The sequence below is a fragment of the Hymenobacter lucidus genome (assembly GCF_020447265.1).
GTDB lineage: Bacteria > Bacteroidota > Bacteroidia > Cytophagales > Hymenobacteraceae > Hymenobacter > Hymenobacter lucidus.
In genome coordinates this window covers 157,584-181,274 of the sequence record NZ_JAJADR010000003.1, presented here as the reverse complement: position 1 = coordinate 181,274, position 23,691 = coordinate 157,584, and the positions used below count along the sequence as shown (strand labels likewise).

The window sequence follows — 23,691 nt, the reverse complement described above, 5'->3', positions numbered from 1 at the left end:
TCGGAAAAGTAGCCGCGAAAAACTTATGAATTGCCGGTGCAACCATTGGGCCGGCAACCGGCTCATCGGGTCGGGCGGTGATTAACCGATGCTACTGGTGAAAGTACTTATTGTCTGTTCAATGAAATCAACGCTACTGTTCCTTATTGCCGCCCTCAGCCTGGGTGCCTGCCAGAAATCAACCGTCGACCCTGCCATTGCGCCCCAGGATTTCGGCATTGACTTCAGCCGCGACTTCGCCCTGCACTACCAGCAGCAGGCGTCGCTGCCCACCGCCACCAGCCCCGAGCTGACCGTGCGCCTCGATGAAGTGAAATACAGCTACTGCCCCGAGGCCGTGACCTGCGTGGTCGGCAGCATGGCCTGGCCGGTGCTGACCATTACTGATGCCCAGGGCCACAAGCAGCAGCTCAGCCTGCCGCACCACGGCCCGCGGCCCTACAGCGCCGCCTGGCTCGATACGACCAGCGTGCGGGCCAACGGCCGCCGCTACCTGCTCACCTACACCCTGTGGGAAATCGAGCGGACTCTGGATAAGCAGGAAATGCCCGTCAAGCAGGATTTTGCCTTGTGGTTCACCGTAGCCGCCGCGGCTAATAAGTAGCGCCGCCGTTATTGAGAAAAGTATAATCTGAATCGTGAGGCTTCTGTCGGCGCCAGAATGCCCAACCGAGGTTAAGCCGCGCCTTACTGCTGCAGTTCCAGAAGCGGCATGAGTATGCCTTTTGTATGGCGTACCGCAATCCAGAACGGTATAAGTAACGAGGCAGCGGCGAAGCCGGTGATGGCAACGGGGACGAGGTAGAACAGGTAGTTTGGAGTGCCGATATCAATTAGAACTCCCAGTATTACAAGGCTGATCAGTAGCACAACACTGAATCCTATTATACCAAAAGACTGCAGCCGGTAGCGCAGCCGTAGCACACTTCCTGCTGCCGAGGATGAGAATTCAACCCAACCCGTAATCTGAGGCCGGGCTGTAGGACTGGTATACCAGCTCAGATGGCACAGCTCAAACCGGTTATAGACGATACGTCCCCGAAAAGGCTCTGCCCGCCATCCCCAGGAAAAGCCCGATGCGGTATTAGCCTGTATGCGTTGCAGCAACTGCTCGGGAGGCAGCGGCGAATAAAACTGCTCGGTAACGGAAGGATACAGGCGCATCCACTTAAAGCGTCACCTGCAGCCCGTCGTACGCCAACCGGATAAACGCAGGCAGGGTGGCTTCCACTTCGCGGTGCTTGCCCAGCTGGTGGCCGATGTGGGTGATGTAGCCCACGCGCGGGGCCAGATCGGTGAGAATATCCACAGCCTCGGGCAGGGAATAGTGCGAAATGTGCTCTTCGTGGCGCAGGGCATTCAGCACAATCACCTCCGAACCCCGCACCCGCTCCAACGATTCTTCGGACAGGTAGTTGGCGTCGGTGATGTAAGTGAAGTTGCCGATGCGGAAGCCCAGTACGGGTAGCTTGTAGTGCATGGCCCGGATGGGCTGCACCAGCACGCCTTCCACCTCAAAGCTGTCGGTGTCGCTCAGAATGGGCATGGTCTGCACCTTGGGCACGCCGGGGTACTTGTGCTCGGCAAAGATGTAGGCGTACTCGCGCCGCAGTTGCTCCAGCACCCGGGGCTCGGCATACACGGGCATATCCTGCTGCTGCTTGAAGTTGTAGGCCCGGATATCGTCCATACCGGCCGTATGGTCTTTGTGCTCGTGCGTAAACACCAGGGCATCCAGGTGGTCGATGCGGGCACGCAGCACCTGCTGCCGGAAGTCGGGTCCGGAGTCGATAATCAGGCTTTTGCCCTGGGTTTGCACGTGTACTGACACGCGCAGGCGCTTGTCGCGGTAGTCCACGGAGCTGCACACCGGGCAATGACACCCAATCATGGGTACTCCCTGTGACGTACCGGTACCGAGAAAAGTAACTTGCACTATTTCTGAATTCGTAATCAGCAAGCAAGAATCAGTAATTATTCCAGACGAAAAAGCCGGGAAAGAACCACCAATTCTTACTTGCTAATTCCTTAATTATTAATTAAAAACTATCCAACGTACTGCTTCACCACGCGCACCAGGGCGTCGAAGTCGAGGGGCTTGGGCAGGTAGTCGGTTACGCCGGCTTCGCGGAACTGCTCCATCGAGTAGTTGTTGGCGTTGCCCGTGATGGCAATAATCGGAATTTGGGCGATGCGCGGGTCGGCGTTGCGCCGAATTTCGCGGGTGCATTCCATGCCATCTTTCACCGGAATGTTGATGTCCATCAGCACGCAGTCGATGGGCTGGCTTTCCACCTGTTTAATGACTTCGCCCCCGTTTTTAGCCGACACGATGCGGTATTTCTGGAGCTCCAGAATCTTTTTGGTCAGGTTCAGAATAACAGAGCTGTCCTCTGCAATCAGGATCGTTTTAGAATCGGCCATGGGAAAGAAGTTTTAGGGTCGGAATGGAAAGGAAGGGTCGGTGAAAACTACTACGGGAACTACTCGCTCTGGGTAACAGCCTGATACGTATTGGTAAAGACCGTGAAGTGGTGCATCAAAGTCGCGAAATCCTGTTCAATGTGGTCAAGATGGCCCTTTTTTAGGTCATGTTCCAAGCTTTTGGCGCATTCGGCCAGCTGATTTATGCCCAGCGTGAAGCCGGTACCCTTTAGCTGGTGCAAATGTGGCAAAATCTGCTCGTACTGCTTTTGGGTCACCAATTCCTGAGCCTCGGCCAGCAACCCGCCGGCCTCCTGCTCGAAATCGGCGTAAAGCTGGCCGGCAAACTCGGCCCCGCCCAGCTGCCGCAGCTGGTCCAGTACCTCGGGGTCAATCAGTGTGACTTCCTGGGCATCTGTGGGCTCGGCTGTGGCCGTTTCAGTAGCTTCCGCAGCACCGGTTTCGGGCTCGGGCGCGGGGTCGGCGGCCGAAAGGTGCAGGGCGGCCATACGCTCAATGGCGGCCGTCCAGCGCAGCAACACCGTGTAAAGGTCCTGCGACTTGACGGGCTTGGAAATGTAGTCGTCCATGCCCTGCTGCACAAACCGCTCGGCGTCTTCCTTCATCGAGTAGGCCGTCATGGCCACGATGGGTGGGCACTGCCGGCCCAGGCGTTGCCGAATTTCGTGCATGGCTGTGATGCCGTCCATTTCCGGCATCTGAATATCCATGAAGATAATCTCGTACTGGCCCGTGGGCGCCGTGGCCTTGCTGATGGCCTCAAATCCGTCGCTGGCCACGTCGATCTGGCAGCCCAGCTTGTCGAGCAGGCGCACGGCCACTTTCTGGTTGATGGGGTTATCATCGACGAGCAGTACCCGCGGGGCAGTTTCGAGGCGCATGATTTCGTGGCTCCGGTCGCGGGAGGCCATACGCTCCTGCACGATTTCCTCTTCGTTGAGGGCCACCCGGCAGCGCATCGTAAACCAGAACGTGGAGCCGTCGTCGGTGTTGGAAATCATGCCAATTTCGCCGCCCAGCAGCTCGGCCAGCTGCTTGCTGATGGCCAAGCCCAGCCCCGTGCCGCCAAAGGCCTTGGTGGGCGTGGTGTCGAGCTGGGTGAAATTGGTAAAGAGCAGTTTGGCATTGGCCGGCGAAATGCCGATACCGGAGTCCTGCACCGCAAACCGCAGCGTGTGCTCGATACCATCGGTGCTTACCGACGAAACAATAATGCTGACCGTGCCCGCCGCCGTAAACTTGATGGCGTTGGAGGTCAGGTTGCTCAGCACCTGCAGCACCCGGGTTTCGTCGGTAATGATGAAGCGCGGCGTGTGGGGCGTAATGTGGTAGGTGAACTTAAGGTGCTTCTGGTTGGCGCGGTTGGCAAACAGCGAATGAATCTTGTCGAGCGTGTAGTGCAGGTCGATGCCCGACTCGTTGAGCTGGAGCTTGCCGGCCTGAATCTTGGACAGATCCAGAATGTCGTTTAGAATAGTGAGCAGCGCGTCCGACGATTTGCGCAGCGTATCCACGTACTCTTCCTGCTCTTCGGAGGCCACGGTCTGGTGCAGCAAATCAATCATGCCGATGATGCCGTTCATGGGCGTGCGCAGCTCGTGGCTCATATTGGCCAGGAACTGGGTTTTGGCTTCCAGTGCGGTTTCGGCTTCTTCCTTGGCCAGGCGCAGGTCGTCCTGCATCTGCTTGAGCTCGGTGATGTCGCGCCCGATGCCCTCAGTGCCGGCCGGGCCGTCGTTTACCTTCCTGGCATTCACCAGCACGCTCACCGAATGCCCATTCTTGTGGCGCATGGCAATTTCGATGTTGCGGGCTTCGCCAAACTGCTGAATGCTGGTAAGCAGCTCGTTGCGCTGATCCGGGAAGATGTAGTAGTCCATGATGGGTGTGCCCACCACTTCCTCGGGTGCGTAGCCCAGCATGTCTTCCACCGAGGGGCTGACGAGCGTGAGCACGCCTTTGCCATCGGTGCGGTAGTACACATCCTGAAACGACTCGAAGATGGCCCGGAACTTCTCTTCCTGGGCGGCCAGCTCCAGCTGGGAGCGTTTCTTTTCGGTGATGTCGTGGGCCATGCCCGATATTTCCTCGAAGGTGCCGTCGTCGAGGTAAATCGGGTTGAGGTAGATTTCACGCCAGGTATCCTGGCCCCGCAGGTCGCGCACGCGCACCTCGAAGCGCTGGGGCTGCCCCTGAAATGCCCGGCGGTAGTTTTCCACGAAAGCCTCGCGTGCCTCGTCCTCCATCATACCCAGGTCGGCCTGCCAGAGGTTCACGTTCAGCGACGGATACACGCCGTTGCGACGCAGGAAGTAGGCCGAGTAGTTGCGGTTGAACGAGGTCAGGCGGGAGTGCATATCCACCGACCACATCAGGTGGGAGCCGCTCTCGAAAATAGCGTTCAGGCGGGCGTTCTGCTTGTTGATCTGAACCTCGTTGCGCTTGCGCTCAATGGCCAGCGCCACCTGGTTGGAAATGAAGTGCAGAATCTCAATATCGGCCGCCGCGTAGGCATCGGCCTTGTGGTAGTCCTGCACGGCAATGACGCCGATAATCCGCTCCCCAATGCTCAGGGGCGAGCAAAGCATCACCTCCGGCATCAGGCCGTAGGCCGTAATGGTGCCGTTGGCAATAAGCTCCTGCAACTCGGCCCGCAGCATAAACATGGGCCGCCCAGTGCGGATGATATACTCCGACACGCCCGACGAAAACGGCCGCGACACCAGCCCCTGCTCGCCCTGAATGTTCTGGTCGACGAAGTAGCTGAACTGCAGCTGGGTGCGCGCGTCGTCGCAGAGGGCAATGTAGAAGTTGTTGGTTTCAATGATTTTGCTCAGCTCCCGGTGAATGGCCCCGTAAAGCGACTGTAAGTCCTTGGAGCTGATGGCCAGGTTGGCAATGCTGTAGTATACCTTCTGCAGGCGCTCGGCCTTGATGCGGTCGGTGATGTCGTGCAGAATGGCGCGGGTGCTCACCGGCTCATCGTCCTGCCAGGAGCAGGAAATGGAGCCGATAAGGTGAATCGGCTTGCCGGTCTTGGTCAGGAATACGGTTTCGAGCTTGTTGACCTTTTCGCCCTTGTAGAGGTTGCGCAGCTGATAAAGCAACTTGGCCTTGTAGTAGGGGTGCACCACGTCGCCCAGGGTCATCTGGCTCAGGTCCTCGTCGCTGAAACCCAGTTTTTCCTTCCAGGCTTTGTTCACGAACAGGAAGCGGTTGTCGATGCTCAGGTTCTGAATCAGGTCGTGGGCATTGTCGAGGAAGTCCTGCAGCCGGTGGCGGTTGTCGGTCAGGGCGCGGGCCGCCATGTGCCGGTCGGTATAGTCGCGCCCCACCACGAAAATGCCGCTGATGGCCCCATCCAGCCTATGCGAAAACTCGGCGTGCCAGTACACCATGCGCGTCTGGCCCGACTTGGTAACGATGCTGCGCTCGTAGAAATCCTGCAGCTGCCCGGTTTCAACGCATTTCAGGTAGGCCTGCCGCAGCTTATCGCGCTCCGATGGCAGCGAGAACATCTCGTGAAAATTGCGCCCCAGCACTTCTTCCCGGGTGTACTCGGTGTAGTGCAGGAAAAAGTCGTTCACATCCACGATGTTGCCGTCCCGGTCGCCCAATACGTAGCTCAGGTTGGTACGGCTCAGCAGGTCGCGTACCTGCTGCTGGGTGCGGTCTAGTTGCTGCTGCTGCCGGATACTAGCGTGTTGGCGCTTACCCTGCGTTACATCCCGTAGGGTAAGCTGCACGCGCGTCAGGCCATCGGGCAGCGCCACGCGGTGCAGCGTCACCCAGGCGTCGAGCGGGGTACCGTCGGAGCGGCGGCCCTGCCACTGTTTGGAGAATTTGGCGCCGGTTTGGGCAGTGTGCAGCACGGCTTCGAGCAGCATTTCCGCCGAAAGCCAATAGTCTTCCTGCTCCTCGGCAGGGGCGAGGGTAAAGGGAGCTAAACCTTCGGCCAGCAACTGCGGGCGTGTGGTGCCGAGCTGCTCCAATGCGGTTTGGTTACAGTCGACCAGCCCACCCTGCTCATCGAAGAGCAAGATGGCGTCATAAGCATCCTCGAAGAGGGCGCGGTACAAATCAGCAGACGGGGCCGGAACAGACCCCGGCGCCGAGGTAGCCGGTGATACAGGATGAATCGACATCGGGTAGGATAGGCGGTCCGTGGGAGCTTCGCCCACCACTACTGACCAGTACGCGAGTTTTAACTCCTTAAATTTGTCAAAAATATCCCAGATAGCGCGTTTTTGCGGGTAATTCATCCCGGAAAAAGGTGGCTTGCTTCCGTATGTGCACCCTCATCTTCACGGTTACCACCGATTTAAACTACGACCAGCGGATGCAGCGCATTTGCGGCAGCCTGGCCGGGCATGGCTACGACGTACTCCTGGTAGGCCGGGAGTGGGCCGCGTCGCGGCCGCTCACAGCCCAGGCGTACCGGCAGCACCGGTTGCGCTGCTGGTACAATAAAGGCAAATTATTCTATCTGGAGTTCAATATAAGACTATTTGCCTATCTACTCAGTCAGCGGGCCGCCGCCTGGTGCGCCATCGACTTGGATACGGCTCTACCCGTGTGGCTGCGGGCCCGGCTGGCGGGCCAGCCTTTCGTGTACGATGCCCATGAGCTATTTACGGAAGTGCCCGAAGTAGTGGCCCGGCCGGCCGTGCAGCGCCTCTGGCGGGCCGTGGAGAGCTTTATTGTACCGCGGGCTGCCCTCGCCTACACTGTGGGGCCAGCGCTGGCCCAGGTATTTGAGCAGCGCTATGGACGCCCCTTCTCGGTAATCCGCAACATCAGCCGGCTGGAGGCCAGCGAGCTGCCGCCGGCTCCCCCGGCCGCGCCGGCTGGCGGCTACATTCTGTACCAGGGTGCCTTAAACGCAGGCCGGGGCCTGGAGGCTTTGCTCGATGCCATGCCCCAAGTAGCGGGCCGGTTGGTGGTGTGTGGAGAAGGAGATTTATCGGCAGCCTTGCGGGAACGGGCAGTCCGGCTGGGCTTGCTGGATTCCGGTAAGGTTGACTTTCGCGGTTACGTGCTGCCCGCCGAACTGCGCGAGGTTACTAGTCACGCCGCGGTGGGCATTATGCTGCTCGAAAATCAGGGCCTGAGCTATTACTATTCCCTGGCCAATAAATTTTTCGACTATCTGCACGCCGGCATTCCGCAGCTTATCGTTGATTTTCCGGAATATCGTCACCTCAACCAGCAATATGAAGTAGCCGAAGTGGTAGAACTAACGCCGGACTCAATTACTACGGCCCTCAACGGGCTGCTGCGCGACAACCCGGCCCGCTACCATGAACTGGCCCAAAATTGCCGCCGCGCCCGGCTGGCCTTTAACTGGCAGCACGAGGAGCAGCAGCTCGTGGCGCTTTACCAGAGCCTCTGGGTTCCCCAAACCATTCCCGCATGACCTTTCCACTTCCCGATACTTTGCCCGCCAAACCCACGCTGCTCGTGATTACAGGGCCGACGGCCGTGGGCAAAACGGCCCTGTGCGTGCAGCTGGCCCAACACTACCAAACCGACATTATTTCGGCCGACTCTCGCCAGTTTTTCCGGGAGCTAAGCATCGGTACGGCCAAGCCTACGCCCGCCGAAATGCAGGGCGTAACACACCATTTTATTGATTCGCACAGCATTACGCAAGACTACAACGCCGGCCGCTTCGAAGCCGACTGCCTGGCCCTGCTCGATGAGCTGTTCCGGAAGCACCCGCTCGTGATTCTGACCGGCGGCTCGGGCCTGTATCTGCAGGCCGTTACGGAAGGCCTCGACGAAATGCCCCTGGCCGACCTTACCGTGCGGACCGCTTTGCAGCAGGAGCTGGCCGCGCACGGCCTGGAGCCGCTGGTGGCTGAGCTGGCCCGCCTCGACCCGGTAACCCACGCCCGCATTGACCGGCAGAACCACCAGCGCGTGGTGCGGGCCCTAGAAGTAACGCGCAGCACGGGGCAGCCGTTTTCCAGCTTCCACACACCCAAAGTAGCCAAGGAGCGGCCGTTCGATACCATCAAAATTGCCCTCACCCGGGAGCGGGAAGAGCTCTACCAGCGCATCGATTTACGCGTGGAGCAGATGCTGGCGCAGGGCCTGCTGGCCGAAGCCACCGCGCTGCTGCCCTACCGCCACCACAACGCGCTGCAAACCGTGGGCTACCAGGAAATATTCGGCTACCTCGACGGCCTTTACGACTGGCCCGAGGCCGTGCGCCTGCTCAAACGCAATACCCGCCACTACGCCAAGCGCCAACTCACCTGGCTCCGCCGCGACGCTGCGTACCAGTGGATGCACCCAGAGGAAGTGAAGGTGTAATGTGCTCAGGTGCTAATGTGGTTTCAATGTGCTAATGCTCAATGTGAGGAATGTGGTAGAATGTGGGTAATGTGTCATTGCGAGCTTGCGAAGCAATCCGTCCTCTGAAATGTGCTGAGTGGCCTTCACTGAAAAGCCCTTTACTCTGGCGGGAATAAAGGGCTTTCTGGTAAAAGGACGTGACTACCTGCCAGAAGACGGATTGCTTCGCAATGACACACTAAGGCATTAGCACTTCAGCACATTCCCCACATTAGCACATTAAACAGAGAGAATCTCGACCATGCGCATGAACGTCTGGTTGATGAGTTTTTTCTTGTGGATGGTGTCGCTGAAGGGAGTGTAAACCAGCTTGCGGTCCACGATGCCGGCCATGACGTTGCGCATGCCGTTCATGAGGCCTTCCACGGCGGCAATGCCGATTTGGGAGCCCAACAGGCGGTCGGCAGCGGTGGGGGAGCCTCCGCGCTGCACATGCCCGATGATGGTTACGCGGGTGTCGAGCTCGGGAATAGCTTCCTTCACTTGCTTGGCCACGGCCTGGGCGTTGCCTTCCTCGTCGCCTTCGGCCACAATCACGATAAACGACGTTTTGGAGCGTTTCCAGCCAGCCTGTAGGGTTTCAATTACCGCTTCGGTCGACATCTGGGTTTCCGGAATCATCACAATTTCGGCCCCGCCGCCGATGGCGCAGGGAATGGCGATGTAGCCCGAGTCGCGGCCCATTACCTCGATAAAGAAGCAACGGTCGTGGGAGTCGGCAGTGTCCCGGATTTTGTCGATGGCTTCGAGGGCCGTATTTACGGCTGTATCGTAGCCGATGGTGTAGTCGGTGCCGTAGAGGTCGTTGTCGATGGTGCCGGGCGCGCCCACGGTGGGAATGCCAAACTCCTGCTCGAAAATGGTGGCGCCGGTGAAGGTACCATTGCCGCCAATGGCCACGAGGCCATCAATTCCGTTGTTAACGAGCTGGTCGAAAGCCTGCTGCCGGCCTTCCTTGGTTTGAAATTTCTGGCTGCGGGCCGACTTTAGAATAGTGCCGCCCTTCTGCACGGTGTTGGCCACAGAAGCCGAGTCGAGCTTCACGAATTCGCCTTTAATCATGCCGCTGTAGCCGCGCATGATGCCGTACACTTCAATGCCGTGATACACGGCCGTGCGCACCACGGCCCGGATGCAGGCGTTCATACCCGGCGAGTCGCCGCCGCTGGTGAAAACTGCAATACGTTTCATCATAATTCAGGTATTCAGAACTGCCCAAAGCGGGCGGGGCAAAGGTGGTAAATCCAAATTGAAAACAAAGTCTCCAAAGCCAGGAAAGGCAAAAAAACAACGCAGATTATAGCGGCTGTCTGGCTGTTTTTTTTGGAACTGCGTATTGCAGGAACGCTCCCAGCCGAGTATCTTAACCGCCCCACCGGCGCTTATTTGCAGGCTGCCGGTCCTGTTCTTTTCCTTCACCGTTACTTAAGCAACGCCCCATATGTTTGGCTTTTTTGAAAATGAGCAAACCAAGAAAGTGAAGAGTCACCTCATGAATCTGGCAGCGCTGGCCAAAGCCGACGGCCACATTGATGAGCGGGAAATGAGCTTTATCGTGGCTGTGGGGAAGAAGAACGGGATGCGGCCCGATGATGTCCGGTCCATCGTGGCCAATTCGGGAAGCATCAACCTGGTGCTGCCCGACAACGACTCAGAGCGGTTCGACCAGATTTTCGACCTCGTGGACATGATGCTGGCCGACGGCATCGTGGACGACCACGAAATGGATTTCTGTATCGGCATGGCCGAAAAGCTGGGCTTCCGTAAAGCCATTGTGGGCGTGCTGGTGCGCAAAATATCCGTTGGGGTGAAAGACGGCCTGCCCCGGGAGCAAATCAAAACCGAGTCGGAATCATTCCTCAACTACAACGGCACCCACCCGAAAGGCAGTGGGCTGTAGAGGTTTTAGTTGTTAGTTGCTCGTTGTTAGTTGTTAGTTTGTGCTGACGACTGCCTCTAACAACTGACAACGAGCAACTAACAACAACTATCAATAGCCCGCAACAAAGCCGCGCAGCTTTCCTCGATTTCGGCGGGGGAAATGGTCAGTGGTGGTGCGATGCGCAGGGAATTGTCGCAGAACAGGAACCAGTCGGTCAGGATACCTTCGTGGGCCAGGGCGTGGTCGATGATGGGCTTCAGCACCGCGTAGGAGTCAAATTCTACGGCCAATAGCAGGCCGTGCCCCCGTACTTCCCGAATAGCCGTATGCTGCAGAAGCCGCCGGAACAAGGCGGCTTTTTCGTGCACGCCGGCCAGCAGATTTTCCTCCTGAATGACCCGCAGCGTGGCCAAGGAAGCCGCGCACGACACCGGGTGGCCGCCAAAGGTGGTGCAGTGGCCCAGAATCGGGTTGGTTTTAAAGCCAGCCATTATTGCCTGCGACGAAATAAAGGCCCCAATGGGCATACCGCCGCCCATACCCTTGGCACACACCAGAATATCGGGCTCAATACCGAACTGCTCGAAGGCCCAGAATGAGCCCGTGCGCCCAAAGCCGCACTGTATTTCGTCCAGAATGAGCAGTGCCCCAACTTGCTGGCAGCGCCGGCGCAGGGCCGGCAGATAGCCGGGCTCGGGCACCCGCACGCCCGCCTCGCCCTGCACCGTTTCGACGACCACGGCGGCGGTGTGTTCCGTTATCAGCTCCAGGTCGGGCAGGCTGTTGAAGTGGATGTGCTGCACGTCGGGCAGTAGCGGCCGGTAGCTGTTCTTGAAGCCCTCGGAGCCGGTGATGGACAGCGCGCCGTGAGTGGAGCCGTGGTAGGCATTGTGGCAGGAAACCAGCCCGGTGCGGCCGGTGTGGCGCTTGGCCAGCTTCAGCGCGCCTTCAATGGCCTCGGTGCCGGAATTGGTGAAGTATACGCTGTCGAGGTGCACGGGCAGGGTTTGGTGCAGGGCATGGGCCAGCTCGGCCGGTGGGGCCTGCACTAGTTCGCCGTACACCATCAGGTGCAGGTATTTATCGACCTGGTCTTTGATGGCCTGCACCACGCGCGGGTGACGGTGGCCCACGTTGCTCACCCCGATGCCGGAAATCAGATCCAGATAGCGGCGGCCGTCGGTACCGTACATATATACCCCTTCGGCCCGCTCAATTTCGAGCAGCAGGGGAAAATCGGAGGTCTGGGCCTGGTGGCGGAGAAAGAGCTGGCGCGTAGTAAGCATAGCAAAGCGGATTCGGAAGCGGGGCGCAAAGGTACGCAGCCAAGCTGGCTGGCCGTAGCGCGAACTTTAACTGTGTAGTTCGCGTGCCAGAATGATTGTCGTTCATTTACGCGAACTATACAGATGGCGCTGCTACACCCGCCCGAAAACCAAAACAGGCTGCCGGGGCAGCCTGTTTGATGCAATAGGGAGTGCGGAAAATTATTCTTCGGGCGGACCAGCCAACTGGCCGGCACCGGCCGGGCCAGGACCGCCGCGCCGGTCAGCTACGCGCTTGAGGACCTCTTTGGTGAAGTCGCGCTCGGCAATGAAGAGCTTGCCCACCTGGCGGATGGTCAGTACTTTCTGGAATTTCTCGAAGTACTCCTTTTCCAGGTTTACTTCACTCTGACGCAAGCTCAGGGCCTGGGTCAGATTTTCCTTGATCTGCTGGTCGGAGAGGCCGTCGGGGCTGGCATTGCGCAACTGCCGCATACGGCGGGCCACGTCGCGGCGCTTGTCTGAAAACTCGTTGTAGACCGGCCAGAAGCGCTGGGCCTGGTCCTGAGTCAGCGCTATTTTATCAGTCAGGTACGCAATTTTGGCGTTTTCCAGCTGGCTCAGACGGTCCCCCTGGCGGCGGCCACCCTGGGCGAAGCTGGCACTCTGCACGGCCGCCAGCAGCAGCACGGCCAGAAGACTACGGAGAAGATATTTCATGGGAGAGAAAGGCAAAGACAAGGCTAAACTACAAATTACAGATAGGTGTCGTCGGTGGGCTGGGCATCGAGGGCGTCCTGCAACTCGTCGGGGGAAGCCTGCAGGAAGCTGTCGGTCAGGCTGTGGTCGGCGGTGGATAGCTCGGCCAGGTCGGTGAGCGTCACGCGGGAGTCGGAGGCCAGCAGGTACTGCATCATTTCGGTGCGGGGCACGGCTTCCAGCGAAGCCACGGTGGCAGCGGGTGTCACGCTGGTGACGGCCGACTGGCTCAGCAGAAAGCTGGTGGCAAACCCGCCCAGCACCACTACCGAGGCCAGGGCCGTGCGCAGCGGCATCGACAGGGCGGCCAGCCAGCCAAACGCCGCTTCGCTGCGGCCAGCCGCGGGCTGCACCCGCGCCATCAATTGGCGGGGCAGCCGCTCGAAGTAGTCGGCGGGCGGCGGAGCCAGCGGCTGGGGCCGGCGCTTGTGCTCATCCAGACGGAAAGGAGTGTTCATAGGGCTTAGATACGGCGCGGGCCGGGAGGTTTAATTCAGGTGAGACTCTTCGTTGACGTATTGCTCAATTTTCTTGACGGCATGGTGGTAGGAGGCCTTCAGCGCGCCTACGCTGGTGCCGGTTATTTCGGCCATCTGCTCGTAGGTTATGTCGTCGTAGTACTTCATGTTGAACACCAGCCGCTGCTTGTCGGGCAGGCGCAGAATGGCTTTTTGCAGGCGCAGCTCGATTTCGTCGCCGGCCAGGCCGGGGTCGGCTTCCACTTTCTGGAGCAGCTCGGTGCCCACGTCGTGGAGCGGCATAAAAAACTTGCGGCGCTTCGACGACAGAAAGTTCAGGCACTCGTTGGTGGCAATGCGGTAAATCCAGGTATAGAGTGAGGCGTCGCGGCGGAAATTTTCCAAATGGTTCCACACTTTCACGAAGGTATCCTGGGTCAGGTCGTCGGCATCGTTGTGGTCGATAACCATCTTGCGCACGTGCCAATAGATCTTCGACTGATACTTGCGCACCAGCTGGTTGAAAGCCACGTTACGAGCAGCGGGGTCGGCGAACTTGGCGAGGATTTCCTGGTCTTCCAAGCAGGGGAGCGGGTTAGGAGCGGCGGGGCTGTGCGGGGTTAGAGCGGAAAAGTACGGCAGGGTTTAGCCGGCCGGTCAGAAAATTTGCGGAGCCGGGGCAGTAGAAGCGGGGAAGTAGAATATTTTCGTGCCAAACGCCCCCAATAATAGACCGTTTGCCCATGCCCAACTTCCATTTCCGGCTCTACTGGCTGGCGTTCCTGCTGGTTTCGGCCTGCAACTCCCAGCCGCAGGAGGCTGCTACCAGTGCTGCCGCTGCTGCAAAAGCGGCCCCAGCGGCTCCGTATCCTTATCTGCGGGGTACTTGGGTCGAAAAAAACAAGACCGGCTTTACCCTGCTCGAAATCCAGGATACGGCCCACGTGCGCTATTATAGCTACGGCCAGCAAAGCTCAGGTGAGGATGCGGAGTACTATTACGCGGCCTCAAAGGCCACAATGGGCTACCACGACTCGACTTCCATTTGGGTGCTAACCGACCAGTTTCGGTTTGACTACCGCATTGATGGCGACGAGCTGGTGGAATACGATAAAATGGGCACGCAGGCAGTGTTGCGCCGGGTGTACACCGAGCCGCAAAAGGCGTATCGGGAATTCAACGGAAGCCGGCTCCGGGGCGTTATTACCGACGTCCAAAATCCGTTGGTGGTGGAAGGCGCGACCAGAAAGAGGGATACTATCGAGCGGATGGTGCTCAACGACCGGGACTGGCAATACACGTTCACCACCATCCCCAACGCCACCGGCCAGCGGGTTTCGGAGCTGGCCGCTTTGGGGGATTCTGTTATCAAACCCAAATTCTCGGATACGCTGGTGCTGCGCCGGCAGCAAACCGGGCAGCGTCTGAAATTCACTTTCCGGAAGTTATAGCTCACCTCCTGCTTTCACTTGGCTCACCCCTCAACCCGGGCTGCCCAGGTCCCACGCTACCTTTGTCCTCATGTCCTTGAAACCCATTCGCCGCCGCATCGTGGCCGAGCGCCTCGAGCAGGAACACCTCACGACCTACCAGCCGCTGCCCAGCCGCTTCATCGAGCAGCTCGACCCGTTTCTGCTGCTGCACCACACCGGCCCCGAAGAGCTGGAGCCTCATGGCCGCGGCCTGCCCTTCGTGCCCCACCCGCACCGGGGCTTTGAAACCGTCACCTTCATTTTTGCCGGCGACGTGCGCCACCATGATTCGCGGGGCAATACCGGCGTTATTGGGGCGGGAGGGGTGCAGTGGATGACGGCCGGATTGGGCATCGTGCACAGCGAAAATATCTCCCGGGAGCTGCGCGAGGCGGGCGGCGTCATTGAGTACGTGCAGCTCTGGATAAACCTGCCGGCTCGCCTCAAACGCACCCCGCCGCGCTACCAGGGCGTAGCCGCCACTCAGATTCCGGTAGTGGCATTGCCCGATGGTGGTGGCACGGTGCGCGTGGTAGCCGGCAGCTGGCAAGGCACCACAGGGCCGGTGGAGTCCATTACCGGCATTCAGGCCCTGACTATCGAGCTAACGGCGGGCGGTACGCTACAAACTGAGGTAGAGCCCGGGCGCACCGTGCTCTTCTACGTGCTGCACGGCGCGGTGCAGGTCAACGGCCGCGCCATTGAGGAGCGCACTTTGGTCGAGTTTGAGCCGGAAGCCGGCCGCATCGAGGTCGAGGCCACAGCTGCTGCCACCATTCTGTTTTGCACCGGGGAGCCCTACCACGAGCCGCTGGTGTGGCAGGGGCCCTACGTGATGAACACCCAGACCGAAATCATGGAAGCCATGCGGGACTACCGTATGGGCCGCCTCGGGATGCTGTTTGATGAGTAAGTTGCGGCCCGAAAGGCCATCTGGCGACCTTGCCGGCTGCCTAGCTGCTTTCCTGCATTATTAATTCAACCCGCTCCGTGTCGTCATCCTTCCGCAAGTCGGGCGTGTTCAGCGCCCTGTGTATCCTAAGCGTGCTGGCCGCCTGCTCCCCCAAAAAAGCCGATAACCAGGCCACCTCCTCACCCGGAAAGCCCCTGGCTGCTTCTGATAGCGCGGCCGCCACCCCGCCCGCCCCCGATTCGGTGGCTACTGCGGCAGTAAGCACGGATTCGGCTGGCGTGTCGCCGGTGTTTCTGAAGGGCTTGCGGGAAATGGCGGGCAGTGCGGGCTACAAGCTGCGCGGCAATCAACTGCTGCTCGACCAGCAGGAGCCCGTGGAGTTTCCCACCGATTTGCCCGCTGGCAAGCCCGTGACCTACTCCGGCCGCCAGGGCGCCCAAACCGTCACGCTTACTCTTACGCGGCTCAACTACACGAGTATTCGCTTCGCGGCCGAAATCGTAGGCGGCAAGAATGGGGAGGTGCGTGAGGAAGGCGTGGCCGACTTGAACCCCGGGTTTTATCTGGCCGCTGAAGTGCCCGAAGATACCGAAAGCCAGACTGCCTATGGCGCCACCGAGTACCTGAGCGAAACCCCCACGCGCAACTTTTCTATTCTGGTGGGCCTGGGCCCGGATGTGAATAAAGCCGAGCTGGGCGTGTACGACGCTACCGGCAAGCCCGTAGCCGGCTGGCAGGGCGTGCCTACGCTGCGGCGCCTGGCGCTGTAGGGAAAGGACAGTTGTTTATCCTGTCATTGCATCGCGCGGGGTCCTCGCAATGACAGGATAAACAACTGTAAGGACAAAACGTGTTGCTTACTTAGTGCTAAAAGCTACGCCCAACGTTACGTTGGTATTGTCGGTGGGCTTGCCTTCCAGTACACGGCTTTCGAAGGTGTAGGAATAGGTGCCCGTTATGGCAAAGCGCGTGCTGAAGCGTAACGCCAGCGTGGTAAGCTGGGTAGCACGGTAGTCGGCGAATTTCGCCAGATTCGGCTGGTAGAGCGTGGTGGAGTTGAGCGAAAATACCCGGTAGGAATACACCACTTTCAGCCGCGTAGAGCTGCGCGACACGAGTCGCTCGGTGCTGCCCTGGAAGTACGTCGCCTCCCGAATCAACAGGTTGCTTACGGCCACTTCCCGCCCCAGCGAATCGGAGTAGAAAGCCCAGCCCGGTCCCAGGCCCAGCTGAAACCGGTTGTTGATACCGCGCAGGTTGCTGCGCTCATAGCCCCCGATGCCGTAGAAGCGGAAACGCCCTTTCCAGTAGTAGGGCGTGGCATTGAACAGCCATTCGCGTTCCTTAAGCAGCCGCTCCTGCTTGCCAAACAGGAAGCTGCCCGTCACGGGCGCGCCGAAGTGCAGCCCCCGCAGCAGCGTGGCAGAGTGCGTGGTCGAAAACAGCGTCCGGTTGACGCCCCCGGCCGAATACTGGCCCGCCAGCTGTCCGCTGTAGCGAATGATGGTGGTATCGGGCTTCTGGGCCCGGGCGGGTAAAGCCCACAGAATCAGGCAGACGGGCAGGAGCAGACGACGAAAAAGCATCCGGGCAGGGCACAGGTGGCACATAGCTAGGCCGCAAAGGTACTTTCCCGAAGCTGCCGTAAGCATCGTTTTCTTCGCATATTGCCCCAGCTTTCCTTTATCATCCTCATTTCTACCGCCCCACTATGCGCTTACTCGTTGCCCTTTCTTTACTTAGCTCTACCGCCGCCTTTGGCCAGATCAACCTGCCGGTGCTGGACCCCACCAAGTCGTCGATAAACGCCACGCTGCCTACTTTCTCCACCCGGCAGCAGGTGCTCCGGCAGTTTGGTAAGCCCACGCTCATCAAGAATGCCGAATACGAGTGCGGCCTGACCAAAGAGCAGAGCGAAGCCAAAGTGCAGAAGGTGTACCACTACGGCAACACGGTGTTTTACATCTACGACACCAAAGCTGACCTGATGAGCCTGGATTTCCGGACTGGTAAGCTTTCCTACAAAACGCCCCGCATCAATCTGTCGGGCAAAACGACTCTGGCCGACGTGCAGAAAGTGTACCCGGCCGCCACCAAAGCGGCCGCCAAAACCCCAAAAGGCCAAATGGTAATCCTAGCGCCCTGCAAGGAATGTGAGGGGCAGGTGCAGCTTTACTTTGAAGGCGGCAAGCTGGCCCAACTCGACTTCTGGGAGCCGTGCTAATAGCAGCCCGTCATACACAGGCGCCGCCGCCACATGACGGTGGTTTGCCTTTTTGCGACTGTGCCGCCTAAGACTATTCCGTCAAATAGAATACGTCCCGCCCTAACTACTATGAAACAGCTCACCGCCATTCTGCTCGGGTTATATTCTCTAACATCCTGCCAGCCAAATACCACTTCCTCACCCACCAGTAAAGCCGAGAATCATCCGGTAGCTACAGCGGCCCGCAGGCATGCGGCAACCACGGTTGACGCTCCAGCAACAGCAGCAGCGCAGCCGGTAGCACCGGCCGACAGCGCCAACGACGAGTACGAAACGTACTACGTGGTAGTAGCCGATACCAGTGCTTCCTACGCGGCGCTGCACCGCAAGATGATGGGCCTGAACAAGCAATTTGCCATTGGTATCGACACTATGGGCCGGTATTTTGATACCGCCAAAAACCGGATAATCCTGCCCGATACGTCGAGCGACGAAATGTATGCCGGCGACTATTTCCTGCGCCGGTTTCCAGCCCATAGCCTCAGTCTGGAGTACCTGGATGCCTACCAGGCAGCGGCCGGCAAGCAGACCATAGCCCTAGTAACCGGTATTTACGAGCAGGAAGCCGCGGCCGACAGCGCCCTGGCCGTGCTGCGCCCTGCCAGCCGAAACGTGTTTAAGATTAAGTCGAATATGTTTATCGGCTGCATGCACTAAGCTGCCCAAAGCTGGTACGGTAGTAATTCCAGGGCCTTGCTGATTTATGCGCTGTTCAGGTCGGGGCTGATTTTGCAGTCGTACGGCTACTTTGACTAAACGGGCTTTTGCCGTAAATTTGCCCCCGTATTTATAGACGCTACTGGATGTAATAGCCAATTTCTTTCAAGGAAAAACGGAACGCCCGGTCCTGTGCGGCGGCGCGGTTCCTATTCATTCACCGGAAGAAAGAAATGGCTATGCTGGTTCTCCAGAACGTGGGCTACGTGCATCCCAATGGGGACGTGTTGCTCGACAACCTCAATCTTAGCGTTACCAAACACCAGAAGCTGGCCCTGATCGGCAACAATGGCGTCGGCAAATCGACCCTGCTCCAGATTATAGCGGGCGTACTGCCGCCAGCCACCGGTCTGGTCAGGCCCGACGCGCCACCGTACTACGTACCCCAGATCTTCGGGCAGTTCAACGCCCTGACCATTGCCCAGGCCCTGCGCGTGGCCGATAAGCTCACGGCCTTGCACCAAATTCTGGCCGGCACCGTCACCGAAGCCAACCTGGCCGTGCTCAACGACGACTGGACCATCGAAGAAAGGTGCGCCGATGCCCTGGCCCACTGGGGCTTAGCCGGCCTGGACCTGACGCAGCCGCTGGCGGCCCTAAGTGGCGGGCAGAAAACCCGGGTGTTTCTGGCCGGAATTACCATTCACCAGCCCGCGCTTATCCTGCTCGATGAGCCCAGCAACCACCTCGATACGGCCGGCCGGCAACTGCTCTACGACTTTATCCAGCAAAGCTCCGCCACGCTGCTCGTTGTGAGCCACGACCGGACGCTGCTCAACCTGCTCGATACGGTAGTGGAGCTGAGCCGGCGCGGCCTGGCCGTGTACGGCGGCAACTTCGACTTCTACCAGGAGCAGAAGCACCTCGAAAGCAACGCTCTGAGCGAAGACGTGCGCAGCAAGGAAAAAGCCCTGCGCAAAGCCAAGGAAGTAGAGCGCGAAACCGCCGAGCGGCAGCAGAAGCTGGATGCCCGGGGCCGGAAAAAGCAGGAGAAGGCGGGCGTACCGACCATTATGCTCAACACGCTGCGCAACAACGCCGAGAAAACATCTTCCCGGCTCAAGGGCGTGCACGCCGAGAAGTTGGGCGCTATTTCCCGGGAGCTGCACGAGCTGCGTCAGGAGCTGCCCGATGTGGACAAGATGCGGTTCGGTTTTGACCATTCCGGCCTGCATATGGGCAAAATCCTGGTTACGGCGGTGGCGGTGAACTACGGTTACGCAGAGCAGCCGCTGTGGCCCCAACCCCTGAGCCTGCAGCTGACCAGCGGGGAGCGAATTGCGCTAAAGGGCCACAACGGCGCGGGCAAAACCACCCTGATTAAGCTTCTGCTCGGGGCGGCGGAGCCAACGACCGGCACCATCGTGCGGGCCGCGAACAAGACGGTCTACGTTGACCAGGAATATTCTCTCATCGACAACCAGCTGAGTGTGTATGAGCAGGCCCAGAGCTTCAACCACACGGCCCTGCAGGAGCACGAAATAAAAATCCGGCTCAACCGCTTCCTCTTCTCCAAAGACGATTGGGACAAGCCCGGCCACACCCTGAGCGGGGGCGAAAAGATGCGCCTCATGCTCTGTTGCCTCACCATCGGCAGCCAGGCCCCCGATATTATCGTCCTCGACGAGCCCACCAACAACCTCGACCTCCAGAATATCGACATTCTCACCGCCGCCCTCAATGACTACCAGGGCACGCTCATCGTCGTCTCCCACGACCTGGTTTTCCTGGCGCAGATTGGCGTGGCGCGCACCATCGAGCTGGGTAATATTGGCCCGGTATAGCGGCCTGTAGTAGCGGTAACTCCAGGCCCGGCAGAAGCTTTAGCCGATTCTGGACTTACTGCTACATTTGAGCGGGCTGTACCGGTAGTAGACAACCTCAAAATCCTGCTGGATGGCTACCGAGCAACGGACATGGTAGCAAGCTAAATTCTTGCGGAAATCTAAATCAAGTGAAGACATGACGGATGTATGGACCAAGCGGTGGGATGAGAGATATAGCGGCGAGGAGTTTGCGTATGGCAAAGAGCCCAACAACTACTTAAAAGAACAACTGGAACAGTTGGCACCCGGAGCAATACTTTTCGCGGCGGAAGGCGAGGGGCGCAATGCTGTTTTTGCCGCTAAGCTGGGGTGGGTAGTTTCGGCCTTTGACATAAGTGTGGAAGGCCGCAATAAGGCCTTGCAGCTGGCTGAAGCCAACCAGGTTTCCATCGACTACCGGGTGGGGGAGTTACAGACTTTAGGGTTTGGCAACGAGCAGTTTGATGCAATTGCCCTGATTTATGCTCACTTTCCGGCCGATGTCAAATCGTTCTATCACCAGAGCCTGGATAACTATCTGCGACCTGGCGGGGTAATTATATTCGAGGCATTTAGCAAACAGCACCTGCGCTATCTGGCGAAGAACGAAAAAGTAGGTGGTCCGAAAGAAGTGGATATGCTGTTCTCGATTGACGAAATACGGGCGGACTTCAGCAACTATGAACCGCTGGAATTAGAAGAGAAAGAAATCGAATTAAAGGAGGGGTTATTCCATAATGGATACGGCTCGGTAATACGGTTTGTAGGTCGCAAAAAACCGGCTGTGGCCAGCGTCGCTTCCGAGCAAGTGTAACTCAGCCACGACAGTCACCTTAACTGTGATGGGTAGGGGCGGGGTTTTGGGAGTGTATAGCCGTTTTAGATACTGCTGCAGAGCTTTCTTAGTCCTGATGGATGTAGTGGTATGGCAAGCCGCAGTAAGCTCAGGCCTTGTGGCTACCTTTCACCAGCAAATACACGCAAGGAGCACTACCGCACACGGCCTAACGATACTCATGACCGACAAACACGCCGAGAAAATACAGAAACTCGTGACCCAGGATAAACTTGAGGCGGCTATTGTCTTCGTGGAAGACGTAGTGCAAAAGCAGAAAGTCGCGGATTTCCACGGCTTGCTAGGGAAAAACCTGCTGCAGCTGACGGATAGTTTGGTAGCGTACTTGGATGCCTTCTATGCCAAGGCTTCTCAGGAGTTAACAGTGCAAGCCCTGTACGCGGAAATGAACGGGTTTACCATCAACTATGACTTGTGGTTTGTTGATGTATTTGCCTTCGACCGGGACGAAGGATCGGCAGATACCGATTGGCTGGCAGACTATAATTACTCCAATTTTGCCGTTCCGGTAGAGGGCCTGCCTATTACCGGGCTGGAAGAAATTCAGTCGGTGTACGAAGACTATATGGACACGGAAAAGTGGGAAAAGAGAGCCCACGAAAAGGCCGCGGAGGATGCCGCCGTTCTGATTGTGCTGCGCTTGCAGGAGCTTTTCAAAGCTGCCAAAGAATCAGCCAAAGTCAAGGGGTTCGCCTGGGCGTCTATTCCGCTCTACGTAACAGGCCACGACCACTATTTGAGTGCTATGTATGTAGCGTAGCAAGCTGTTGAGACGATAATTAATATATTAATTTTATTAATTAGTTGGCTCGCACTCTTTTGCTTGTAATAACTTCATGAACTATTCAGAAGCATTCCTAATACTCTGTAAGCGCCTTTGCTATGAATGAGATAAATATTAGCAAAATTTTGGCAACGCAAGGAATTCAGGTGATCCTGATTTTTCTGTCAACTTTGATGTTCTTTATTTTGGAACGACGATTTCCTGGCAGAGAACTCCCTGAAACGAAGGGATGGTATCTTCGGGCTGTGCTTATGAATATTGTTCAAATCACGCTTATTGGCATCGGTGGTTTGACATGGAATACACACTTTAGACAATATTCCTTGGTACAATTGGGTAATTGGCATACCCCTATTACCGAGGGATTGACCTACTGGTTCTTTGGAACCTTTGTTTTCTACTGGTGGCATCGTTTACGGCACGCCAATGGGTTTTGGGTTGTTTTTCACCAAATCCATCATAGCCCAACCAGAATAGAACTATTGACCTCATTTTATAAGCACCCTGTTGAAATACTAGCAGATTCGGTTATTACTAGCTTTTTTCTATTCTTTATTTTTGGGGCCACTGCCGAAGCAGCAGCTTGGACATCATTTTTTGGTGCTACAGGAGAATATTTTTATCACTCAAATATCAGAACGCCTAAATGGTTTGGTTACTTTTTGCAGAGGCCCGAACACCATTCTATCCACCATCAGCTCGATGTTCATAAATACAATTACGGCGATATAACGTGGTGGGACAGGATGTTCGGAACTTTTAAGGAGGCCGACGACTTTGCTCCTAATTGTGGCTTTCCCAACAATAACGAGCGAAGGATATGGGAGATGCTTCGATTTAAAGACGTCTACGACAAGCGCTAACACCATACTGTAGTAAACTAAAATAGAAACGGCCCCGGATGCAGTGCGCAACCGGGGCCGTTTCACTTGGAGCCCTCAGAACCTACTTTGCGCGTAACCTTGTCTGTGCTAACGGGCGGCGGGTAGAGCATCGATATTCACCTATATTGGCGCCGCTTACCCAGCAACTGGCCTCTAGAGCTGGTAGGGAGCTTTAGGCAAAACTACTCACGGGCAAAACGCATGACGGAAAAGCGCTTTTCTACCTTCAGCCTGTATGGCACCCTACTCGTAACGGTGGCTATTTGGGCGCTGTTGGCCTGGAGCCACTACCACGGCGGCGTACCCAGTCACCACCTGCTGGCCCGCCCGGACATGCCCGCTATTTCTAACTGGTGGGGCGGACTGTTGCTGCCGGTGCTCACCTGGTTTCTACTGGCCCGCATCCGGCGGCAGGCCTTTGGTACAACCAATTCGTATTCGGCCGCGCCCCGGGCCTTGCGGCGCGCCCTGGTCGGGTTCGTCGGGGCTTTGTCGTTCGGGGTGTTGATAGCGGTGCTGTTTACGGCCGGCGAGTCGGATATGGCGGGCAATGTGATGCTGGGCTTGTTCGTGTTTGCCTTCTTCGTGCCAATTTACCGGCCTGAGTGTTTGCTGGGCTTCGTGCTGGCCATGACCTATACTTTCGGGGCCGTACTGCCCATGATAATCGGAACGGTGTTGGGGTTGGTTGGGCTGGTGCTGCACGGTGGTATCCGGCGCGCTCTGCTGTATGGCGTCTCGAAGCTGGGGGTGCTGGGGCCGGTAAGTAAGCCCAATGGCTAAGACCACGGCGGGCCAGATGGTACTACTGGCTGGGACTGTATG

The 23,691-nt window shown here is 57.8% G+C and carries 24 protein-coding genes; 14 read left to right on the top strand and 10 right to left on the bottom strand.

What is annotated here, in order from left to right:
* The first annotated feature begins 121 nt into the window (after positions 1-121).
* Entirely contained in the window at positions 122-604 is a 483-nt protein-coding gene (locus tag LGH74_RS12310) for a hypothetical protein (RefSeq protein ID WP_226176111.1), read from the top strand.
* An 83-nt stretch (positions 605-687) separates the two neighbouring features.
* On the opposite strand, the gene LGH74_RS12305 is transcribed toward LGH74_RS12310, so the two are convergent.
* The 4 genes from LGH74_RS12305 to LGH74_RS12290 form a co-directional block, all read right to left on the bottom strand.
* The gene (locus tag LGH74_RS12305; RefSeq protein WP_226176101.1) at positions 688-1,164 is read right to left on the bottom strand and encodes a hypothetical protein; all 477 of its coding nucleotides are present in this window, start codon (positions 1,162-1,164) and stop codon (positions 688-690) included.
* A gap of 4 nt (positions 1,165-1,168) precedes the next feature.
* On the bottom strand, positions 1,169-1,936 hold the full coding sequence (locus LGH74_RS12300; RefSeq protein ID WP_226176099.1) for an MBL fold metallo-hydrolase: 768 nt from the start codon (positions 1,934-1,936) through the stop codon (positions 1,169-1,171).
* A gap of 110 nt (positions 1,937-2,046) precedes the next feature.
* Positions 2,047-2,424 carry a response regulator gene (locus tag LGH74_RS12295; protein WP_226176096.1) on the bottom strand — a complete coding sequence of 126 codons (378 nt, stop codon included), beginning with the start codon at positions 2,422-2,424 and terminating at the stop codon, positions 2,047-2,049.
* A 59-nt stretch (positions 2,425-2,483) separates the two neighbouring features.
* Entirely contained in the window at positions 2,484-6,590 is a 4,107-nt protein-coding gene (locus LGH74_RS12290; RefSeq protein ID WP_226176089.1) for a PAS domain S-box protein, read from the bottom strand.
* Positions 6,591-6,733: 143 nt separating this feature from the next.
* Here LGH74_RS12290 and LGH74_RS12285 point away from each other — a divergent pair, with 143 nt between their 5' ends.
* Complete coding sequence (locus tag LGH74_RS12285) at positions 6,734-7,861, top strand: glycosyltransferase (protein WP_226176082.1); 1,128 nt, start codon at positions 6,734-6,736, stop codon at positions 7,859-7,861.
* On the top strand, positions 7,858-8,763 hold the full coding sequence (miaA, locus tag LGH74_RS12280) for a tRNA (adenosine(37)-N6)-dimethylallyltransferase MiaA (RefSeq protein ID WP_226176081.1): 906 nt from the start codon (positions 7,858-7,860) through the stop codon (positions 8,761-8,763). Before LGH74_RS12285 ends, miaA begins: the two co-directional genes overlap by 4 nt.
* A gap of 261 nt (positions 8,764-9,024) precedes the next feature.
* Here miaA and pfkA read toward each other — a convergent pair whose 3' ends face one another.
* Positions 9,025-9,996 carry a 6-phosphofructokinase gene (gene pfkA, locus LGH74_RS12275; protein ID WP_226176662.1) on the bottom strand — a complete coding sequence of 324 codons (972 nt, stop codon included), beginning with the start codon at positions 9,994-9,996 and terminating at the stop codon, positions 9,025-9,027.
* A gap of 250 nt (positions 9,997-10,246) precedes the next feature.
* Here pfkA and LGH74_RS12270 point away from each other — a divergent pair, with 250 nt between their 5' ends.
* The gene (locus tag LGH74_RS12270; RefSeq protein ID WP_226176080.1) at positions 10,247-10,705 is read left to right on the top strand and encodes a tellurite resistance TerB family protein; all 459 of its coding nucleotides are present in this window, start codon (positions 10,247-10,249) and stop codon (positions 10,703-10,705) included.
* A gap of 77 nt (positions 10,706-10,782) precedes the next feature.
* Here the strand turns inward: LGH74_RS12270 and LGH74_RS12265 are convergent, their stop codons facing one another.
* The 4 genes from LGH74_RS12265 to LGH74_RS12250 form a co-directional block, all read right to left on the bottom strand.
* Positions 10,783-11,973 carry an aspartate aminotransferase family protein gene (locus LGH74_RS12265; RefSeq protein ID WP_226176079.1) on the bottom strand — a complete coding sequence of 397 codons (1,191 nt, stop codon included), beginning with the start codon at positions 11,971-11,973 and terminating at the stop codon, positions 10,783-10,785.
* Between the two features lie 201 nt (positions 11,974-12,174).
* Complete coding sequence (locus tag LGH74_RS12260) at positions 12,175-12,672, bottom strand: hypothetical protein (RefSeq protein WP_226176078.1); 498 nt, start codon at positions 12,670-12,672, stop codon at positions 12,175-12,177.
* A gap of 35 nt (positions 12,673-12,707) precedes the next feature.
* Entirely contained in the window at positions 12,708-13,169 is a 462-nt protein-coding gene (locus LGH74_RS12255; RefSeq protein WP_226176077.1) for a hypothetical protein, read from the bottom strand.
* Positions 13,170-13,199: 30 nt separating this feature from the next.
* Complete coding sequence (locus LGH74_RS12250; RefSeq protein WP_226176075.1) at positions 13,200-13,751, bottom strand: RNA polymerase sigma factor; 552 nt, start codon at positions 13,749-13,751, stop codon at positions 13,200-13,202.
* Between the two features lie 161 nt (positions 13,752-13,912).
* Between LGH74_RS12250 and LGH74_RS12245 the strand changes: the two genes are divergently transcribed.
* The 3 genes from LGH74_RS12245 (at position 13,913) to LGH74_RS12235 (ending at position 16,324) form a co-directional block, all read left to right on the top strand.
* Positions 13,913-14,620, top strand: coding sequence for a hypothetical protein (locus LGH74_RS12245; RefSeq protein ID WP_226176073.1), 708 nt, complete (start codon positions 13,913-13,915; stop codon positions 14,618-14,620).
* A gap of 70 nt (positions 14,621-14,690) precedes the next feature.
* Positions 14,691-15,554: a pirin family protein gene (locus LGH74_RS12240; RefSeq protein WP_226176072.1), complete on the top strand. Its 864-nt coding sequence runs from the start codon at positions 14,691-14,693 to the stop codon at positions 15,552-15,554.
* A 77-nt stretch (positions 15,555-15,631) separates the two neighbouring features.
* Complete coding sequence (locus LGH74_RS12235; RefSeq protein ID WP_226176070.1) at positions 15,632-16,324, top strand: hypothetical protein; 693 nt, start codon at positions 15,632-15,634, stop codon at positions 16,322-16,324.
* Between the two features lie 87 nt (positions 16,325-16,411).
* Here LGH74_RS12235 and LGH74_RS12230 read toward each other — a convergent pair whose 3' ends face one another.
* On the bottom strand, positions 16,412-17,140 hold the full coding sequence (locus LGH74_RS12230) for a DUF481 domain-containing protein (protein ID WP_226176068.1): 729 nt from the start codon (positions 17,138-17,140) through the stop codon (positions 16,412-16,414).
* 125 nt (positions 17,141-17,265) lie between these two features.
* Here LGH74_RS12230 and LGH74_RS12225 point away from each other — a divergent pair, with 125 nt between their 5' ends.
* The 7 genes from LGH74_RS12225 (at position 17,266) to LGH74_RS12195 (ending at position 23,649) form a co-directional block, all read left to right on the top strand.
* On the top strand, positions 17,266-17,778 hold the full coding sequence (locus tag LGH74_RS12225; RefSeq protein WP_226176066.1) for a hypothetical protein: 513 nt from the start codon (positions 17,266-17,268) through the stop codon (positions 17,776-17,778).
* 111 nt (positions 17,779-17,889) lie between these two features.
* Entirely contained in the window at positions 17,890-18,477 is a 588-nt protein-coding gene (locus tag LGH74_RS12220; protein WP_226176064.1) for a hypothetical protein, read from the top strand.
* A gap of 239 nt (positions 18,478-18,716) precedes the next feature.
* Complete coding sequence (locus LGH74_RS12215; RefSeq protein ID WP_226176063.1) at positions 18,717-20,321, top strand: ABC-F family ATP-binding cassette domain-containing protein; 1,605 nt, start codon at positions 18,717-18,719, stop codon at positions 20,319-20,321.
* A gap of 178 nt (positions 20,322-20,499) precedes the next feature.
* On the top strand, positions 20,500-21,156 hold the full coding sequence (locus LGH74_RS12210) for a class I SAM-dependent methyltransferase (protein ID WP_226176661.1): 657 nt from the start codon (positions 20,500-20,502) through the stop codon (positions 21,154-21,156).
* A gap of 202 nt (positions 21,157-21,358) precedes the next feature.
* Complete coding sequence (locus tag LGH74_RS12205; RefSeq protein WP_226176061.1) at positions 21,359-21,958, top strand: hypothetical protein; 600 nt, start codon at positions 21,359-21,361, stop codon at positions 21,956-21,958.
* A gap of 122 nt (positions 21,959-22,080) precedes the next feature.
* Positions 22,081-22,845 (top strand): sterol desaturase family protein, encoded by a 765-nt coding sequence (locus LGH74_RS12200; RefSeq protein ID WP_226176059.1) that lies wholly within the window; start codon positions 22,081-22,083, stop codon positions 22,843-22,845.
* Between the two features lie 222 nt (positions 22,846-23,067).
* The gene (locus LGH74_RS12195; protein WP_226176058.1) at positions 23,068-23,649 is read left to right on the top strand and encodes a hypothetical protein; all 582 of its coding nucleotides are present in this window, start codon (positions 23,068-23,070) and stop codon (positions 23,647-23,649) included.
* Positions 23,650-23,691: the final 42 nt, after the last annotated feature.

What these genes read in the sequence shown, in the direction of transcription:
- LGH74_RS12310 (WP_226176111.1), top strand. Translation starts at nt 122, where the DNA reads ATGAAATCAACGCTACTGTTCCTTATTGCCGCCCTCAGCCTGGGTGCC.
- LGH74_RS12305 (WP_226176101.1), bottom strand. Translation starts at nt 1,164, where the DNA reads ATGCGCCTGTATCCTTCCGTTACCGAGCAGTTTTATTCGCCGCTGCCT.
- LGH74_RS12295 (WP_226176096.1), bottom strand. Translation starts at nt 2,424, where the DNA reads ATGGCCGATTCTAAAACGATCCTGATTGCAGAGGACAGCTCTGTTATT.
- LGH74_RS12290 (WP_226176089.1), bottom strand. Translation starts at nt 6,590, where the DNA reads ATGTCGATTCATCCTGTATCACCGGCTACCTCGGCGCCGGGGTCTGTT.
- LGH74_RS12285 (WP_226176082.1), top strand. Translation starts at nt 6,734, where the DNA reads ATGTGCACCCTCATCTTCACGGTTACCACCGATTTAAACTACGACCAG.
- miaA (WP_226176081.1), top strand. Translation starts at nt 7,858, where the DNA reads ATGACCTTTCCACTTCCCGATACTTTGCCCGCCAAACCCACGCTGCTC.
- pfkA (WP_226176662.1), bottom strand. Translation starts at nt 9,996, where the DNA reads ATGAAACGTATTGCAGTTTTCACCAGCGGCGGCGACTCGCCGGGTATG.
- LGH74_RS12270 (WP_226176080.1), top strand. Translation starts at nt 10,247, where the DNA reads ATGTTTGGCTTTTTTGAAAATGAGCAAACCAAGAAAGTGAAGAGTCAC.
- LGH74_RS12265 (WP_226176079.1), bottom strand. Translation starts at nt 11,973, where the DNA reads ATGCTTACTACGCGCCAGCTCTTTCTCCGCCACCAGGCCCAGACCTCC.
- LGH74_RS12260 (WP_226176078.1), bottom strand. Translation starts at nt 12,672, where the DNA reads ATGAAATATCTTCTCCGTAGTCTTCTGGCCGTGCTGCTGCTGGCGGCC.
- LGH74_RS12255 (WP_226176077.1), bottom strand. Translation starts at nt 13,169, where the DNA reads ATGAACACTCCTTTCCGTCTGGATGAGCACAAGCGCCGGCCCCAGCCG.
- LGH74_RS12245 (WP_226176073.1), top strand. Translation starts at nt 13,913, where the DNA reads ATGCCCAACTTCCATTTCCGGCTCTACTGGCTGGCGTTCCTGCTGGTT.
- LGH74_RS12240 (WP_226176072.1), top strand. Translation starts at nt 14,691, where the DNA reads ATGTCCTTGAAACCCATTCGCCGCCGCATCGTGGCCGAGCGCCTCGAG.
- LGH74_RS12230 (WP_226176068.1), bottom strand. Translation starts at nt 17,140, where the DNA reads ATGCTTTTTCGTCGTCTGCTCCTGCCCGTCTGCCTGATTCTGTGGGCT.
- LGH74_RS12225 (WP_226176066.1), top strand. Translation starts at nt 17,266, where the DNA reads ATGCGCTTACTCGTTGCCCTTTCTTTACTTAGCTCTACCGCCGCCTTT.
- LGH74_RS12220 (WP_226176064.1), top strand. Translation starts at nt 17,890, where the DNA reads ATGAAACAGCTCACCGCCATTCTGCTCGGGTTATATTCTCTAACATCC.
- LGH74_RS12215 (WP_226176063.1), top strand. Translation starts at nt 18,717, where the DNA reads ATGCTGGTTCTCCAGAACGTGGGCTACGTGCATCCCAATGGGGACGTG.
- LGH74_RS12210 (WP_226176661.1), top strand. Translation starts at nt 20,500, where the DNA reads ATGACGGATGTATGGACCAAGCGGTGGGATGAGAGATATAGCGGCGAG.
- LGH74_RS12205 (WP_226176061.1), top strand. Translation starts at nt 21,359, where the DNA reads ATGACCGACAAACACGCCGAGAAAATACAGAAACTCGTGACCCAGGAT.
- LGH74_RS12200 (WP_226176059.1), top strand. Translation starts at nt 22,081, where the DNA reads ATGAATGAGATAAATATTAGCAAAATTTTGGCAACGCAAGGAATTCAG.
- LGH74_RS12195 (WP_226176058.1), top strand. Translation starts at nt 23,068, where the DNA reads ATGACGGAAAAGCGCTTTTCTACCTTCAGCCTGTATGGCACCCTACTC.